This window comes from Zobellia russellii (assembly GCF_018728565.1).
In the GTDB taxonomy this organism is placed as follows: Bacteria; Bacteroidota; Bacteroidia; order Flavobacteriales; family Flavobacteriaceae; genus Zobellia; species Zobellia russellii.
The window spans coordinates 120,237-137,609 of the sequence record NZ_JACSOI010000002.1 but is presented as its reverse complement, the minus strand read 5'-3'; the positions used below and the strand labels follow the sequence as shown (position 1 = coordinate 137,609).

The window sequence follows — 17,373 nt, the reverse complement described above, 5'->3', positions numbered from 1 at the left end:
TGAATAGTTTAAAGTGATACAAAACCTAAATTATACGTGTTTACATTAATGAGACATAATATATAAAACCCTGCTGTAGATTAAAACCCTTTTACCTAACCGGTTAATTATAAATTGGAAAGCACACTCATTTTAAGGTTTAAAGAGGGAATTTTAAAATTGGGGAGGATGCCTAAGGGTTTCGTTGCCAAATTAAACTTGAACAATGCATAAGAAGCGAACCATAAAAATTATTTCCCGTATCATTTTGGTATTACTGGTACTCGTGGCCCTAACCTTACTTGGGGCCCAACTTCTGGCAAAGGATGCCATCGCGAATTTTTTAAAGACCAAATTGCCACCACATATTCAATTGGCATATGAAGACATAGATGTAAACGTTTTGACTGGAACGACAAAACTGAATACTATTGATTTGAACATTGGAATTTCGGATTCTATCAGGCCTAGGGCATCCGCAAAAATAGAAGTATTGGAGGTTGTGGGGTTGGGCTATTGGCAGTTTCTTTTCAACAAGAAAATAACGCTCACTAATATTAATGTAGATAAGCCGGTTGTAAAATACTATTTAAAAGGAAAAGAAGATGAGGCCACAAAATCAAAAAATGATAGTATAGGGCTTAAAAAGTCCATTCATATAGACCACATCAACATCAAGAATGGTTCTGTAACCCTGTTTAAGAACCCAGAAGATAGTGTGGCTATGAAATTGGACTCGGTTTTTTTTGAAATGGATGAGGTTGTTACAGATAGGAATCGTATTAATTCCAAGATTCCCGTTGCCTATTCCGATGTAAAATTTAATGGGAATTCGCTTTACGCGGATTTAGGTCCCTACGAGGCGCTAAACGTAAATGAAATTCATTTGGATCAAGGCCATCTCCGGGTAACGGACTTAAAACTAAAATCAAAATATAGTAAGACCAAGCTGTCTGCGCACTTGCGAAAAGAACATGACTATATAGATTTAAAAATTCCCCAAGTAGATTTTGATGAGATTGCTTTTGGTTATGCCGATGCTAAATATTGGGTGCGTACCGGAAAGGGGACTTTGCAGGGACCCAATTTAGAAATGTACAGAGATAAGCTAGTGGCCGATGATTTGGAGAGAAAGAAAATGTACAGCGAAGCCATTCGTAAACTGCCCATACAGCTAGATGTTCCCGAAATACAGATACAGGATGGTGCAATTACTTATAGTGAGCGAGTGAATAGGGAAACGACTCCCGGCAAGATTATTTTTGGTGATGTAAACGCTAAAATCGTTCATATTCAAAATGTACCGGAACGAAAGGAAAAAACTAGTTTAGCCGCCAACGCTTTGCTCATGGGCGAAGCCCCAATAACCTTAAACTGGTCGTTTGACGCCAAAAATAATACAGATGCATTTTTGGCTTCCGGTACCGTAAAAAGTTTTAGTTCAAAGAACATCAATCCTTTTTTAGAATCCAATTTACGGGTACGTGCTAAAGGCGAAATTCAAGAACTCTATTTTACCATAAGCGGAGATGCGGTTTCGTCCGCAGGCGATATGAAAATGAAGTATGAAGATTTTGAATTTTCAGTCTTAAAGAAAGACCGTCTGAGCATAAATAAAGTATTGACGTCAATAGGAAGAATATTTGTGAACGACGGCTCCAATACCGATGAAAACGGATACAGATATGGCGGTATTGAAGCAGAAAGAGACCCCACAAAGTCCTTTTTTAATTATCTGTGGCTAAATGTTAATGACGGTTTGACTTCTACTATTATAGGTAACGGAAAAAATAAAAGGAGAAAAAATTAATTTTTTAGAGGTAATCTACAAGGCAGGGAAAAAGTACTTTGAAGAAGGTAATTTAGAAACTAAAATTCAAGGATATGGGAGTCATTTCAAAAGATAAAAAGAAGATAACGCTATATTATAATTCAGAAAATTCAATCGGTAAACAAACGTATGCTTACGTAGAATCTGCAGATGAAGATATTCTGGCTATAGATATTTCAAAAACAAATGTAACGGGTACCCAATGGGCGGAAATTGCTCATAATATGAACGTACCTGTGGGAAAATTGGTAAATCAGGATCATCCTGATTTTAAAGAAAAATATGGGAACGAGAAGGTAGATTTAGATGAGCATGATTGGTTGCGTATTCTGGAGAAATCCCCATCAACTTTAGCTTTTCCGGTAGTTATAAAAGGAGAACGATTTATTCCTATTCACAATCCTTCGGATTTTGTAAAGTTTATGGATGATGACAGTGCTGCGCTAGACAAGCCTTATAATTAATAAGATTAAGAATCTATTCTTTTGTATCACTTGTTGGCAATTTTCATTGCTAATTTTAAGTACAGTTAAGTTGAAGTTTAATCACATAAAATAATAAAGATGAATCAAGAACAATTAGAAGGAAAGTGGAACCAAGTAAAGGGAAAACTAAAACAGAAATACGGAAACCTTACCGATGACGACGTAACCTATTCCGAAGGCAAATTTGATGAAATGCTCGGAAGGGTACAGGAAAAAGTTGGAAAAGGAAAAGAAGAGCTGAAAGCAGAAATTGCAAGCTGGTAATACAGTTGTAGTTTAAAAAGTAAGAAGGCCCGGGCATTTACGCTCGGGCCTTTTTGTATGTTATTTTTAGATATATTTAAAATTGAAGGAACAGGAAGTTGTTCAGCGTTCTTGCAAAAAAAAAGGATGGCCAAAAGCTATCCTTTAATCCTTAGTGTATGAGTTATTGGTCTCTAAATCTTTTTACGTCCCATAATCAAGCTGATTATAAAAAGTACGATAAAGATGAAAAATAAAATCTTGGCAATACTAGCGGCACCTGCAGCGATTCCTCCAAATCCGAATACTCCTGCAATAATGGCTAATATGATAAATATAACTGTCCAACGTAACATATCTTGTGGTTTTTATGATTAGTAATAAATTGTCTTTTTTGATACAATTTGTAGTTCGTATCATTTAAGGTAAAGGTCTTAAAATGAAGTGGATGACCTTGACTGTATGCAATTTAAAACTAACTGTATTTCCGTAGGGACTCAGCAACATTGATAATAAAATGGGACGCTGGAACAGCATTCAATACCATTTTAGAAATAGTCCAAAAGGGCTATAGCTCCGTTATAAGAGATTACAATAGAGAAGAATAGCGCGGCAAAAAGCCCAATGTTAAGAAGAAGTCCGGCTTTATATGTGTGCATCAATTTGGAGTTGTTACACAGCAGTATGATTCCCAAGATTACCAGCGGTAGCACAAAAACATTAAAAACCTGAGAAACAATCTGCATTTCAATAGGGTTAGCGCCAAATACGGGCACTATTAAAGCAAATAGACAAGCAATGGCGGTAATGGTCTTAAATTGTTTAGAGCTTGTGTCCAATTCGCCGGATTGATAATCCGCAAGGAGAATAGGAGCGATAAGTAAACAGGGGAAAATAGAGGAAAGACCGGCGCTTAACGTGCCAAAAAAGAAAAGGGTAAGCGCAAACTTTCCGGCAACGGGTTCCAAGGTGTTTACCATATCCAAAACTTTGGTAACGGGCTGGCCTTGGTGAAATAGTGCTCCAGAGGCTACGGCCATTACGGCTGCACTGATTACGAATACAAGTGAGGCCGCTATTATGGCATCTTTTTTTTGTTGCTTAAGGTGCGCAATGGTCCATTTTTTTCCCTTAACGAATAAAGGACGGGACAAGAAAGTTGCTGCTGCCATAGTGGTGCCCACAAAGGCGGCAACCATCATTCCTCCTCCTTCTACTTTTGGAACAGTGGGGATAAGCCCTTCGGCTACTTCTATAGGTAAGGGGTAGACCATAAAAAGGGAAACAAAGAAAGAGAGTCCCATAATCGTAACGAAAATCACCAATATTTTCTCGAAGAAAACATACTTTCCTATTAATAGAAAACGATACATAATAGCAATAACCAAGATAGCAATAGTCAAAACCAACTCATATTGATAATCGGCCAATGAGGGGAAGTAAATCAAAAATATCTCAAAGATGATATTTGCCGAAATACCAAGTATTCCCATAAGTGAGTTCCACTGCCCGAACGAAACGCCCAGAATGATTAAAATGGCAATGGGTTTTCCCCATTTTAGATGTTTTTTAAACGCGTATAGGGCCGTTTCTCCAGTTACCAATGCATAATTTCCATAGGCGTACATCAGCATTCCAGAGAAAATACAACTCAATACCAAAACCCATAACAACTGCATACCATAGGTGCTGCCCGCTACGATCATAGAGGTTACACTTCCGGTTCCAATAGTATACCCAATAGCAAAAATACCCGGACCAAAAGCAAGTGCTAGGGCGATTATTTTTTTCCAAAAACTAGTCTTTTGTTCTGCCATGTTGGGATACTTTTTGGTGAAATAGTACTTTTAGGGGAAGAGGTAAAATATAAGTTGCATTCAACTTGATAATTACTCTAATTGAGCTAGGATTTTATTGAAATCATAACGTTCAGGGTCTGGTAAATAAGCTTTTGCAGCTTCATAATCGGCCTCCTCAATAAAGTGCATGTTCTGAAAACAAAGTCGAGCAAATTCCGAATCTATGTCCACTAGACGAGGGGCAATTTTACCATCTTTGCCTTGCAAATCTTCTAAAAATAACGGCGTTACTTCACCTTTGGAATTTGCGGTAACAATACAACCACTAACGCCTTGGTCAAATAGTTTTTTTACGCCAAGCCCCAGAAGTGTACAAAGAGTTAGGTCAAACCCTATAGGTCTGCAACATCTAAGCTCATAGCCAAGTTCTACAGGTCTACTTTTTATGTTTACGCCCAGTTCTTTCAATTTTGATTGGACCAGCATGTTAAAGATGTGAGACTTGCTTACATTGCCCAATTCCGGATGGCCGTGATCATCATAGGTAAAGTTAATGCCGCAATGGTCCAGTTCGCTATCCGGCATAATGTGAAAAACACCTTCGCTAACCAGTGCTACACCATAATTAATGTTCAGTATTTTTCGCTTTATGATGGATGAAATAATCAAGCGAACCACCTTGTCAAAAGTGATGGAAGTCTTGTTGAACATTTCGGGAATGACCATCATGGGAAAATGACAGCTGGTGGCTATACCAAATGCCAAATGCCCGGCAGAACGACCCATGGTAGACATAACGAACCAGTTTTGACTGGTACGGGCGTCCTCATAAGTGGTATTGCCTATACGAACACCTTCGTCCTTGGCCGAATGAAATCCAAAAGTTGGATTCCGGTCGGGTAGGGGCAAATCATTATCAATTGTTTTGGGTACGTGAATGTTTGAAATAAAGATATTTTCTTTGGACAGGTACCCTGTAATTCTATTGGCCGTAGAGGCGGTGTCATCACCGCCAATACTGACCAATAGTTTTACATTATTATCGGAAAAAAGCTTCGTGTTTATTTTTTCATCGCTGGGTTTGAATCTACTCATAATAAGAGTAGAACCACCTCGACTAAAAATACGGTCTGCATGGGGAAAATCGAATTCCTTTATTTGGGGTTCCTCGGAAAAAATTCCCTTAAAACCTTCGTGAAGTCCCAGTACGCGATAGCCATCCTTCAGAAAAATCTTGGCTACTGTGCTTATTACAGCATTAATGCCCGGAGCAGGGCCTCCACCACAAATAATCAATATCGATTTTTTAGAAGCCATGTTTCAAGTTTTACAAATTAGCGGGCAACTCTTCCCGAAGCGTCACCGCCCATTAGCTTTTCTACTTCACTTACGGTAACCAAGTTGGCATCACCTTTTATAGTATGCTTTAAACAGGATGCCGCTACGGCAAAGTCTAGAGCATTCTGGTCATCTTCTGGGTATTTCAATAATCCGTAGATCAATCCGCCCATAAAAGAATCGCCACCACCAACACGATCCACAATATCCGTAATTTGATACTGACGTGTTTCGTACATTTTGGAACCATCCCATAGTACACCGGCCCACGTATTGTGAGAAGCAGAAATAGAGCCCCTTAGCGTTGTAATTACCTTTTTTGCTTTTGGGAATTTTTTCATCATCTGCTTGCAGACTGATAAGAATGCTTCCGCTTTAACATCGGCACCATCCTTATGAACATCCAAACCTTCAGGGTGAATACCAAAGTGCTTCTCTGCATCTTCTTCGTTCCCTAAAATAATATCACAGTAAGAAGTAAGTTCGGTCATGATAGCTTCTCTATCACCTCCATAGTTCCAAAGCTTGGCCCTGTAATTCAAATCGGTTGAAATAGTTATGCCTTTTGCACTGGCCGCTTTTACCGCTTCCAAACAAACATCTGCAGCACCTTGTGAGATAGCTGGTGTAATACCTGTCCAGTGAAACCACTCCACACCCTCAAAAACAGAATCCCAGTCTATCATACCGGATTCTATCTCAGAAATAGCGGAATGAGCGCGGTCATAAACCACTTTAGACCCACGGGAAACGGCACCCGTTTCTAGAAAATAAATTCCTAGACGGTTGCCACCATAGACAATCTTATCCGTTCCTACGCCTCTTTTTCGCATTTCCATAAGTGCACATTCCCCAATATCGTTCTTTGGTAAACGCGTCACAAAATCTACGGGAACGCCATAATTGGCGAGCGATACGGCTACGTTAGACTCGCCTCCGCCATAAACAACATCAAAAGTATTGGCTTGTGAAAATCTTAAAAATCCCGGAGGAGCTAAACGCAACATTATTTCTCCAAAGGTTACTACTTTTTTCATTTCAAATTGTGTTACTGTATTACTGTTCTTAAGTGCTAGTTTTAGATATATACCGTTAGATTCCTAAAGCTTGCCCACCACCAATTTGGATGGTTTCTGCGGTAATGAATTTAGCATCGCTGCTCGCTAGGAAAGATACCACACCGGCAACATCTTCAGGCTGACCTAATCTACCCAACATAATGCTGTTGGCCCATGAAGCAAAAACTTCTGGTTTTGTAGCTTTGATCTGTGCATGAAAAGGGGTGTCAATAGTACCTGGAGATACCGCGTTTACCCTAATACCGTATTCGGCCAAATCTTTTGCCAAAGCTTTGGTAATGGTATGAACACCTGCTTTAGAAGTTCCGTAGATACCAGCTCCTGGTCCGCCAGCGGTCCAAGCTGCGTTTGAGGTATAGTTGATGATGGATGCATCTTCTCCTTTTTTAAGGAAAGGTATAGCTGCTCTTGATGCGAAAAATGTAGAATCTAGATTCAGCGCCATAACAGATCTATAAAATTCCGTGGTCATTTCTTCAAATCTAGATCGGCCACCTAGACCACCTGCGTTGTTTACAAGGGTATCTATTTTTCCGTACTTTTCGCCAATTGCCTTTATGTTTTTGGTTACGGCTTCTTCATTGGTGACATCAAAACCATAATATTCCGCATCAATGCCCTCTGCAGATAGTTCTTTTACTCTCTGCGCACCGGCTTCATTGTCTATGCCGTTAAGGATAACGGTATACCCATCTTGCCCTAATCTTTTTGCCACGGCGAAACCTATTCCACCTGTTGCTCCTGTTATTACTGCTACTTTTCCTTTCATTTCTATGTTAGTTACTGTTAGTGAATTTTTATATGTATTAAACTGACTCCAATTCTACGGGTCGTATTCTCTTTATTAATCCAAATATTGATAGTACTGCAAGAGGAGCTAGTACCGCGATGACAATAAATGCGGGGGTGTATGATACAGATGCGATCATAGGAATCAATGAGTTCATTATGATAACCGATACTGCCGCAACGGTACCTGCCAAACCTGCCAAAGTACCCACAGATGGTCCGCGGAACAAATCACTCGAAATAGTCTGAATATTACCGATGGCAAATTGAAAGCCAAAGAGTACCACTGCCACGATATAAATAAAGGTCATAGGGTTCTTTTCCGTTACTAAGAAAATTATTCCCAATAGGCCCATGAAAATCAATGCGCCGCCAATGGTTATTGTAATCTTTCTTGCCGCATCTACAGTTTTGGTCTCCATGAGTTTACCGCAATACCAGCCTCCTATGATACTGCCCGCCATACCGCCTAGATAGGAAATCCAAATAGTAGACCCTATTTCCTCAATGCTAAAACCAAATTTAGAGTTAAGGTAAAGTGGCATCCAACCAACGAACAACCACCAAATAGGCTCTATAAAAAAGCGGGACAAAAGTACTCCCCATGATTCTTTGTAGCTTAGGATTTTTGCCACGGAAAGACCTTTTTCCTTTTCCTCCGTTGAAGGGCCTAAAGCAATTTTATCGGCAAGAATCAATTTTTGTTCTTCTTCTGTTATCCATGGGTGTTTCTCCGGTTTGGCCTTGTTGATGAACAACCACGGAATGACCCACAACAACCCAATGGCTCCAATGATGATAAAGGTGGAACGCCATCCGAAATGACCATATAAATAAGCGATCAGTACGGGTGCTATTACACTTCCCAACGATGCACCTGCATTAAAAATACCTTGTGCAATGGCCCTTTGCTTAACGGGAAACCATTCGCCATTGCTTTTAACCGCGCCTGGCCAGTTACCTGCTTCGCCTAAACCTAGCATAGCCCTAAAAAGTGTGAGAGAAATTAGGCCTCTGGCAAAAGCGTGTAATATTGACGCTACGGACCACACTACTATGGATACGACAAATCCCATACGGGTACCTATCATATCGTAAAGCTTACCGGACAGAAACTTTCCGGCAGCATAGGTAATCATGAAAACATTGAGCATAATGGCATAATCCGACTCATCCATTCCCAAATCTTTGCCCATCTCTGGCCACATAACACCAAAAGCGGTACGGTCTATATAATTAATGACCGTTGCCAAACAAATTAGGGCTATAACCCACCATCTTAAACCTTTGACTTTCATCTTCGTTCTTTTAAATTATTCTTTATAATCGGATACACGAATGGCTGTCCTAGTTCTATGGGATAGGAGAATTGTTAGTTCTAAAAGCCTGTATTTAAGATGTTTAAATACGTATTGTGTAATAGGATTGGTATGTCCGGCTTTAGCCGTTTACCTTCATTGGATAAGTTTTTTTTAGTATTAGTTTCCCTTCAGTATATGAATTGTAAAAAGATAAATCGTGCACTTTTATCCTTCTAGTATTTTTACTTTTCTGTCTTCGCCATAAATGTAATCGTATAATTTGGCAAAGTGTAATTTCATTGTTTCTTTGGCCCTTTGCGGGTTTTGTTCCAATATGGACAAATAGATGTCTTCGTGCTTTTTTACTTCTGCCAATGCAACATCTCCATCACATACACGGTCTTTGTCATATGCAACGATAATCTCTGGGGTTATCAATAGCATAAGGGTATTCATTGTACTATTTTTACTTGCCGAAGCTATGGCAAGGTGAAAGAGCAAATCCTCTTCCAAACAATCTTCGCCAGCTATCATCTTGGTCTTGTAAGCATCAAAAGCAGATTTTAGGCGTTCTAGGTCTTCATCGGTTCTTCTTAAAGCAGCCAGTTTAACCGTTTTTAGTTCCAGTAAAATCCTAGTTTCAACCAATGATTTGAAATCTTGATCTTCCAAACTCAAAATATCATCAATCATACCGTTCATGGCAATTTGACCAATCTCGGCAATGAACGTTCCGCTCTGCGGTTTTGAGTTTAAAATACCGTAGAACTCAAGCTTTTGAATGGCCTCGCGAACGTTACTTCTACTTACACCAAACTTTTCGGAAAGTACGCGTTCTGCAGGCAACTTATCACCGGGTTCTAGATTTTTGTAATTGATTAAATCACGAATATTAGAAATGATCGCATTTTGAACTTCTTTGTTCTCATGTTTTGTAAGTATTTCTAACTTCATATTTGATGTATATTATAAATTGGTTAACCAGATTGGTTTGTTAAAATTATAAAATTTTAAACTACAAAAAAAGTATTTCTTAAATTAAAAGAGTTACTATTTTAGGGGGGTTCTCAGCGTTTTTTGAATTTTACCGACCCGTGGTGAGCGAGTCGGCAAAATTACTCTCAATCTAACTCAAAACAACAAAATTTTAACTGTTATTTTTTAAAGCAGGTATTTCTTCTTTATAAAAAACTAACTAGTGTGCAACTTCTAAATCGTAAAATTTTACCTTAGCGTAGCTATCTTCATCCTTACTTTGAAAGTAGTTTCCTGCCTTAAAGTAATTTTCGAAGATTCCCCACCTTTTAATATTAACATCATCATAGACCGCATATTCTGTATTGTTCATAATGACTACCAATTTTCCTTTGGAAACCTTGACCTCAAGTTTAAACTTTTTAAATCCAACATAATCAGGGAAGGTATACCCCTCATCGTCGGTCCAAGCTTCTTCGTGTAAAATTTCTTGATTTGAAGCGCTTTTGTTTTTCAATACCTTGGTCTTTACCCGCACATAGCCTTTGTCCCAATATATTTTTAATATTGGCGGGGCATTATTGTCTTTTGCCCCAATGAGCTCTTTTTGCTCGTTGGTCAATCGGCCATGAATTTGCATGATTATGGTTCGATGGTATTTGCCATTGATATCTTTTGTTATTTCATCTACTGCCAAAGTTGCTTTCATCCTTCCTCCTTGTTCAAATGTCCAATTCACATTGTTTTCACCTGGTACCATTTGCTCGCGCAGCTCGCTTCTAGAATACTTAGTGTTGGCCGTAGTTGAATTCGGAAAAGCATAAAAAACCAATGAACCATCGGTGGAATCATTGTAGAAATAGTGGCGTACGACTTCATTCGTAGCGTAGTCCAAAATTTCTGGAGGCTCAACTTCTGTTGGTTTTCCAACAGGAAGGGTAAGCTTCCAATGATTCAGGTCTATTTTTGGTAACTTATATTTTTTGATGTCGACACTCTTGGTTTCCGGGGTGTCTATATTCGCATAGGGTTCATCTTGGTGATTTGCCGCAACTGCCAAGTCATTACTGTCTTGGCAGTTTCCGGCGGAAACCAAAACTAAACTCAAATAACAAGATCTAAAAAAGTTGTTTAAAAACTGCATTTTTTCTTTAAGGTTGTTCTTCTACTGGTGCAATAGCAACATTATCCAAGTAGGAATCTTTTTCGTTACCGTCGTGATCAAACAATATGCTTATGTCACCATTGGCACCCGTCTCGAAAGCTACCGTAAGCGTGCTAAAGTTGCCTTTGCCTTCATTTACGGTTCCTGATTCTTGTGCCAATAAGGCAGCGTTGGCAAACTCACTGAAATTACTCAGTTGTCCATCGATAACACTTGCCCGAACACTGTCTCCATCAGCTTGCAATGCATATCTGGCGGTCAAGACGTATTTGGTGTTCGGCGAAACTGTAACTGCTTGATAGGTAATACGGTTATTATCGCTTCCAGAGGGATATTTGGCACCTCTTGTATCTGCTTCTCCATCACTTGTTGTTTGGTGAATGGTAGCCCCTTCAAGTCTCCAGCAATCCCTACTATCTGCACAACTGTCATCAACACCATCATCAAAAGCGGCACCGCCAATATTTGGTGTTATGGCCAGAGGTACCTCTGGTTCAATAACATCAACGGTTTGTGATACGGTGCTCGATACCCCCAATTTATCCGTAGCGGTAAGTGTTATCGTATAAGTTCCTTCGGCTGGGTATGTATTGGTGCCATCTACAGATGTAGAAGAATTACCATCTCCAAAATCCCATACATAATCAGTAGCACTACTGGAGTTGTTACCAAAGGTAAATGTTAGGAAGTCATCGGTCGGGGAGATTGAAAAACTTGCCGATGGAGGCGTCAAGTCAACCTTTGAATTTGTTTCGGGCAGTTCGTACTCGAAGGTGTCTTCACAAGCAATACCGGATAAAATTACGACGAGCGATAGAAATCCGTAGTACTTGTTTCTCAATATTTCGATATTTAAAATATGTTTCATTTTTACAGTTTTTATGGTAAACTAAGTGATTAGTATCCCGGATTTTGACTCATTGATCCGTTGCTTAGGTTAATCTCGTTTTGTGGAATAGGCAGTAACAAGTCGGTTGAAGAATACCCAAGATTATTAGCTGAGGAGAAGGTGGAAAAAACCGATTCCGCTTGACCAAATCGAACCAAATCGAAGAAGCGATGATTCTCAAAGGCTAATTCGACCCTTCTTTCCAACAACAAATCTTCTTTTGTAACTTCGGTAACCGGGTCGGTAAGACCCGCTCTGTTGCGTACAGCCTGAAATGAGGCCAAAGCTTTTGAAGCGGTAGTACTGGCACCACCGGCCATAATGGCTTCTACATGGAGAAGAAGTACATCGGCGTATCGGATTACGATCCAATCGTTGCCCGCAAGTGTCGGGTCGCTATCAAAGCTTTTCCCGTTCGAACCACCATCTTCGCCATTCGGAAGGTATTTGGTTGCTTGGTACTGACCTACTTGTGAGGGGTCTAGCCTATATGAGATTGCGGTCCTATCGCCTCCAAATTCATCTAATACGGCAACGGCCTCGCTAGTTACATAGTTAACCCCTGAAGTTCTACCTACGCCGTTCAGCCATTCTGCCGAAAAGTTTTGACTGTCTGAACTCAGGTTAGGAAGGTAGCCTATTGAGAAAATAACTTCATTGTTTTCTTCGTTGTAAAATACATCTTCAAAGTCTGGTTCTAGGGAGTAGCCTGAAGCCATAACACTTTCCAATAGGGTCTGAGCTTCTGAATAGTTTTCACCCAAGGTTAAGTATACTTTTGCCAATAAGGTCTGTGCAGCAGCTTTGGACGCTCTAGTGCGGTAGGTGTTGTCTAGCCCCTCAACTGCAGTGGACAAGTCGCTCTTGATAAAGTCATATATAGAAGATGCGGCAACACGGGTAAATTGAATATCGGTTTCTAAAGGTCCGACTACTCTATCTATTAAAGGAATATCACCATAGAGGCGTACTAAATTGAAATAGGCATAAGCTCTAACAAATTTAGCTTCGGCTTCATATGATGCTTTAGTGGCTACGTTTTCTATTACTTCAAGATTGTCCAATACTATATTGGCTCTGTAGATAATGTTATAATAGCTCTCGTAATAGTTGGCAATTATACCGTTATTCGGTGTTATGTTATAACTTTCGAACTGTGCTGCTTCACCTTCACTACTTTTGGTGCGGGTATTATCGCTCCGCATTTCTGTGATGTAGAATTCGTATTGAATACCATGTCTGTCATCGGGATCCGTAGAATTTACACCTTGAATACCGTCATACATATTGATTAAAGCGGTTTCTAGTTCTTCTTCTGTAGAGAAGTAGGTTTCCGAAGATACTCCAGATGTTGGTGCGGGAGACAAGAAGTCCTTCTCGCAGGCCGTAAAGGTTACGACTACCGCCAAAAGCATCGTTATTAGTTTGAATTGTTTCATAATATATCGTAAATTTTGTTTATACTGTTCTGATTAAAAATCAAGGTTAAGTCCTATAGAAATCGTTCTAAAGATAGGGGAACCTGCCCTTTGGTAACCGTAAGATGTTGGACTTGTTCTATCTATAGATTCAGGATTGAAACCTGTATAGTCATCTGCCGTCTTATACATAAGGTTTTGGCCAGTAGCATATATTCTTAAACCAGACACACCATAATCGCTCAAAACGTCTTGTGGGAAATTGTATCCAATATTTACATTTCTCAATGCTATGTACGAAGCGTCTTGAATAATATCATCGGTGAATATTTTTTCTTTGATAAATTCTTGGTTAGGTGTTGTTTCAGGATTAAAATCTTGAGAGGAATTAAAATGGTTGAACAGGTACTGGTCTCCCATGTTTCTTATTTCAGCACCATGTGAACCTTGGAACATGAAACTAAAATCAAACTTACCAAGGTTAAATTCGTTGGTGAAACTCCAGACTAATTCTGGATATGGGTCTCCTAAAGCGGCTTTATCTTCATCATCAATAATACCATCGCCATTTAAATCTTTTACGTAAACATCTTGGGCTTCTCCACCTACAGGATGGAAAGCATCGTTCAAGTATTCAAGCGGAATGTCTTTGTCTACGACCCAGCCGTAGAATGTGGAAATCGGTTGTCCTTCAAGGTTGATCCACTCTGCTGCCCTCTTAGAGTCTACATTTGTAATTTGACCGTTAGAGTCGGCGAAATCTACTAAAGTGTTCTTGTTCGTTGAAGCTATGATTGTAGAGGCCCACCTAAAGTTTTCTGTAGCAATGTTCTTTGTTCTCAGTTCAATTTCATAACCTTCGTTTTTGACTTCACCTAAATTAACAAGGGCACTGTTGAAACCTGTAGTTACTGAAATTGGATTGTTCAATAGTAGTTGGTCACTGGTTCTTTGGTAATAATCAACGGACCCCGATACTCTATTATTGAAAAAACCGAAATCCAAACCAGGGTTAAATTCTCGCAAACGTTCCCATTGAAGTCCTGCATTGGCTATGTTCAGGGGGTTAAAGCCCGCTTGTAATGAACCGTCTACTGAATATGTTGTTGAGCCTAAAAGAGCTAAGTATGGATAGTTGTCTACCAAAATATTACCTGTGCTCAAAGAACTGGTACTACTACTGGTATCGGGGTCAACACTACCTACGTTAAGTAAATCGTTTCCTGTAAGACCGTAACTGGCTCTTAATTTAAATGTGTTTACTATATCACTATCCTGTAAAAAGTTTTCTTTGGCAACATTCCAACCAACGGAGGCAGCCGTGAAATTACCGTATTTGAAGTCTTGACCGAAAATAGAGCTACCGTCCCTTCTATAGCTAAATGAAGCAAGGTATTTATCATCATAAGCATAGTTTAGCCTGGAAACGTAGGATAGGCCATTCTTTTCCCATTCAAAAGCATCTGCGTTTGAAATGGTCGTAGCGTTGGTGATTTGCTTAACTGCATCAGAAGTATAACCGGTTCCGCTAATTTGTGAATAAAACGATTTTTTAGTTTCGGCGGTTACACCTAAAATTACACTTAAATCATGTTTACCAAAACTCTTGTTAAAGGATAGGAAGTTGTCGGTAATAAGATATATTTCTTTTTGTGAATATTCATCCATTGAGGCGCCTGCAGCACCGTTTCTACTGGATAGGGTACCTTGCCATCTTGTCCTTTTGGTGTCTTGGTACGAACCGGATAGGGTAGATCGGAAACTTAAACCGTCAATGATGTTGTAATTGCCGTAAACGCTACCGAACATTTTGAATTTTTTGTCGTAACGTTCGCGCTCCAATACTTTGGCCGCTGGGTTGGCGTTAGATGTGTTACTGATGCTTACCCCGCCAGAATCTGCAGGGGCACCTGCGTCTAGGTCGTAACCATCAAAATGATATTGTTGTGCGTAATCACCAACTTGAACATTGGCCCATGCCCCATTATCTTGAACCCTGTTTACAAATTGAATAGTGTTTTCATCATGATAGAGAGGCAGCCAATTGGTCTGTCTTAATATATCGTGGGTACTTCCATCAAACCTTCTTCTGTTTGTGTAAGAAGGGGTAAAGTTTACACCAAAGGAAAACTTATCGTTTATTTTGGTATCTACTTTGAGCCTTAATCCGTATTTTTTGAAATCATCGGTAATTAAAACACCTTCGTCATGTGAGTAGTTAATGGCGGTGCTATACTTTGTTTTTTCACTTCCACCGCGAGCCGATAGGGAATGACTGGTAATGGTACCGCCATCAAAAATGACATCTTGCCAAGAACGGTCAACACCTATGAGTTGTTTGTATTTCGTTCTGTCGGATAATGACCCGGTTGCGGCCAATTGGGCTTGTGCAGTTTCTTCTATTGAAAAGGTATACGCTTCACTATGTCTGGCTTCTTTAAAACCAGTATAGGTACTATAGTTGATACGGGTCTTACCTTCAACACCACCTTTTGTGGTTATCATGATAATACCGTTGGCACCTTTTGAACCGTAAATGGCAGATGATGCTGCATCCTTTAAAATCTCGAAAGACTCTACATCGTTCATGTTCAATGAACCTAGGAAATCCGAACTTACAATTACACCATCGACAACAACTAATGGGGTAGAGTCACCGGCCATTGAGCCTACACCCCTGATATTTATGGTAGGAGCGGCTCCGGCTTCGCCATCGGTAGCTTGAATATTTACTCCTGATACCTGCCCGACCAAGGCGTCATCTACACGAGCTACTGCTATTTGATCAAGGTCTTCGTTGACTACTTTAGAGATTGAACCGGTTAAATGCGATTTTTTTTGGGTTCCCCCATAACCAATAACAACCACCTCGTCTAATTGTTTGGCGTCTTCGGCCATGGTTATATTTAACTCGGCTTGCCCTGTTATGGGAATTGTTTGTGTAACGTAGCCAATGTATGAAAATTGAAGAATATCGCCTTCTGATACGGTTATTTGAAATAATCCGTCAAAATCTGTAGAGGTTCCTTTGGTTGTATTGGCGATTATGACATTAACTCCCGGTATTGGAACGTTGTCCGCATCGGAAACTGTGCCTGACAGTGTGTAACCATCTTGGGCAAATAGCGATATGTTGAGACACAATAAAGCTATAAGTGTTAGTTGAGTTTTTAAATTCATTTGAATAATGTTAAGTTAGTAATGTTCATCGGTTTAAGGCTAGAGCCCCAAATGAGGATGATCAGCATCATCTCATTCAATCTTCAACTTACTAATGCACGAAACTCATTAAGATCCCTGAATTTTTGTATTTTTGTAATGAGCGTGTATAGTAAAATGTACATGTTCTTAGTATTACTTCCCTTCAGAATGAAGTAATTTCAGTTTAAAAGGATGGGCGTGCACCCATCCTTTTTTTATTGGGTACCTTATACTTTCATGAATTGTTTCTTTAATTAATATTAGCCTAAATTTTATACTTTAATTGGTTTTCCATTTTGGTTAACCAATTTGGTTTACCAAATATAACTTAATAGTTTGTTAAATAAAAATTAATATCAAGAAAAGTTGGTGTTAAAATTGGCTATCTACTATTTTAAAGAACTGCATTTTGTTAAAATGATAATTAAATACCATCTCAACCGTCTTTGTGGAAAGGGAGTACGGCAGTAGTTGTGGTGCTACTACTTGCACAAATGACTCCCTTGTTTAATCTCTGGCTTACTTTTTAGCCATAAAATCTTCTCTTATTGGACTGAAGACGTCTATTAATACCCCTGCTTCTTGGCATGTTGTCCCGTGCATAACATGAGGTGGAATATAGAAAGAGTCGCCTCCTTTAAGGATTTTTGTCTCTTCTCCTATGGTCATTTTAAATTCTCCGCTAACTACATATGTTACTTGTGAATGATAGTGTTCATGCATTGGCCCAATTCCGCCTTTGTCAAATTTTACGTTTACAAGCATGATTTTATCATCATACCCCATAATCTGGCGCTGAACACCTTCGCCTACAGTCTCCCACGGGATATCTTCTCCTATTAAAAATTCTTTACTTGCTCCAAAAGTTTCCATAATCTATA

15 protein-coding genes are annotated in these 17,373 nt (G+C 39.5%); 3 read left to right on the top strand and 12 right to left on the bottom strand.

Annotation, left to right across the window (positions count from 1 at the left end):
• Positions 1–205: 205 nt before the first annotated feature.
• The 3 genes from H9565_RS06035 (at position 206) to H9565_RS06025 (ending at position 2,559) form a co-directional block, all read left to right on the top strand.
• Positions 206–1,789, top strand: a complete 1,584-nt coding sequence (locus H9565_RS06035) for a hypothetical protein (protein WP_215438326.1) — start codon at positions 206–208, stop codon at positions 1,787–1,789.
• Between the two features lie 74 nt (positions 1,790–1,863).
• On the top strand, positions 1,864–2,274 hold the full coding sequence (locus H9565_RS06030) for an arsenate reductase family protein (protein ID WP_215438325.1): 411 nt from the start codon (positions 1,864–1,866) through the stop codon (positions 2,272–2,274).
• A gap of 99 nt (positions 2,275–2,373) precedes the next feature.
• Positions 2,374–2,559: a CsbD family protein gene (locus H9565_RS06025; protein ID WP_215438324.1), complete on the top strand. Its 186-nt coding sequence runs from the start codon at positions 2,374–2,376 to the stop codon at positions 2,557–2,559.
• A gap of 173 nt (positions 2,560–2,732) precedes the next feature.
• On the opposite strand, the gene H9565_RS06020 is transcribed toward H9565_RS06025, so the two are convergent.
• The 12 genes from H9565_RS06020 to H9565_RS05965 form a co-directional block, all read right to left on the bottom strand.
• Positions 2,733–2,894 carry a DUF1328 family protein gene (locus H9565_RS06020; protein WP_194524557.1) on the bottom strand — a complete coding sequence of 54 codons (162 nt, stop codon included), beginning with the start codon at positions 2,892–2,894 and terminating at the stop codon, positions 2,733–2,735.
• 192 nt (positions 2,895–3,086) lie between these two features.
• Positions 3,087–4,355 carry an NRAMP family divalent metal transporter gene (locus tag H9565_RS06015; protein WP_215438323.1) on the bottom strand — a complete coding sequence of 423 codons (1,269 nt, stop codon included), beginning with the start codon at positions 4,353–4,355 and terminating at the stop codon, positions 3,087–3,089.
• A 72-nt stretch (positions 4,356–4,427) separates the two neighbouring features.
• The gene (locus tag H9565_RS06010; RefSeq protein ID WP_215438322.1) at positions 4,428–5,654 is read right to left on the bottom strand and encodes a 6-phosphofructokinase; all 1,227 of its coding nucleotides are present in this window, start codon (positions 5,652–5,654) and stop codon (positions 4,428–4,430) included.
• Positions 5,655–5,671: 17 nt separating this feature from the next.
• Positions 5,672–6,712 carry a sugar kinase gene (locus H9565_RS06005; protein ID WP_215438321.1) on the bottom strand — a complete coding sequence of 347 codons (1,041 nt, stop codon included), beginning with the start codon at positions 6,710–6,712 and terminating at the stop codon, positions 5,672–5,674.
• 55 nt (positions 6,713–6,767) lie between these two features.
• Entirely contained in the window at positions 6,768–7,523 is a 756-nt protein-coding gene (locus H9565_RS06000) for an SDR family NAD(P)-dependent oxidoreductase (protein ID WP_215438320.1), read from the bottom strand.
• Between the two features lie 37 nt (positions 7,524–7,560).
• Positions 7,561–8,841: an MFS transporter gene (locus H9565_RS05995; protein WP_215438319.1), complete on the bottom strand. Its 1,281-nt coding sequence runs from the start codon at positions 8,839–8,841 to the stop codon at positions 7,561–7,563.
• Positions 8,842–9,069: 228 nt separating this feature from the next.
• Entirely contained in the window at positions 9,070–9,798 is a 729-nt protein-coding gene (locus tag H9565_RS05990) for a FadR/GntR family transcriptional regulator (protein ID WP_215438318.1), read from the bottom strand.
• A 241-nt stretch (positions 9,799–10,039) separates the two neighbouring features.
• On the bottom strand, positions 10,040–10,927 hold the full coding sequence (locus H9565_RS05985) for a polysaccharide lyase family 7 protein (protein WP_246560354.1): 888 nt from the start codon (positions 10,925–10,927) through the stop codon (positions 10,040–10,042).
• A 43-nt stretch (positions 10,928–10,970) separates the two neighbouring features.
• Positions 10,971–11,852, bottom strand: coding sequence for a PKD domain-containing protein (locus H9565_RS05980; RefSeq protein ID WP_215438316.1), 882 nt, complete (start codon positions 11,850–11,852; stop codon positions 10,971–10,973).
• Positions 11,853–11,881: 29 nt separating this feature from the next.
• Complete coding sequence (locus H9565_RS05975; RefSeq protein WP_215438315.1) at positions 11,882–13,312, bottom strand: RagB/SusD family nutrient uptake outer membrane protein; 1,431 nt, start codon at positions 13,310–13,312, stop codon at positions 11,882–11,884.
• Positions 13,313–13,345: 33 nt separating this feature from the next.
• Entirely contained in the window at positions 13,346–16,471 is a 3,126-nt protein-coding gene (locus tag H9565_RS05970; RefSeq protein WP_215438314.1) for a SusC/RagA family TonB-linked outer membrane protein, read from the bottom strand.
• A gap of 540 nt (positions 16,472–17,011) precedes the next feature.
• Positions 17,012–17,365, bottom strand: a complete 354-nt coding sequence (locus tag H9565_RS05965) for a cupin domain-containing protein (RefSeq protein ID WP_215438313.1) — start codon at positions 17,363–17,365, stop codon at positions 17,012–17,014.
• Positions 17,366–17,373: the final 8 nt, after the last annotated feature.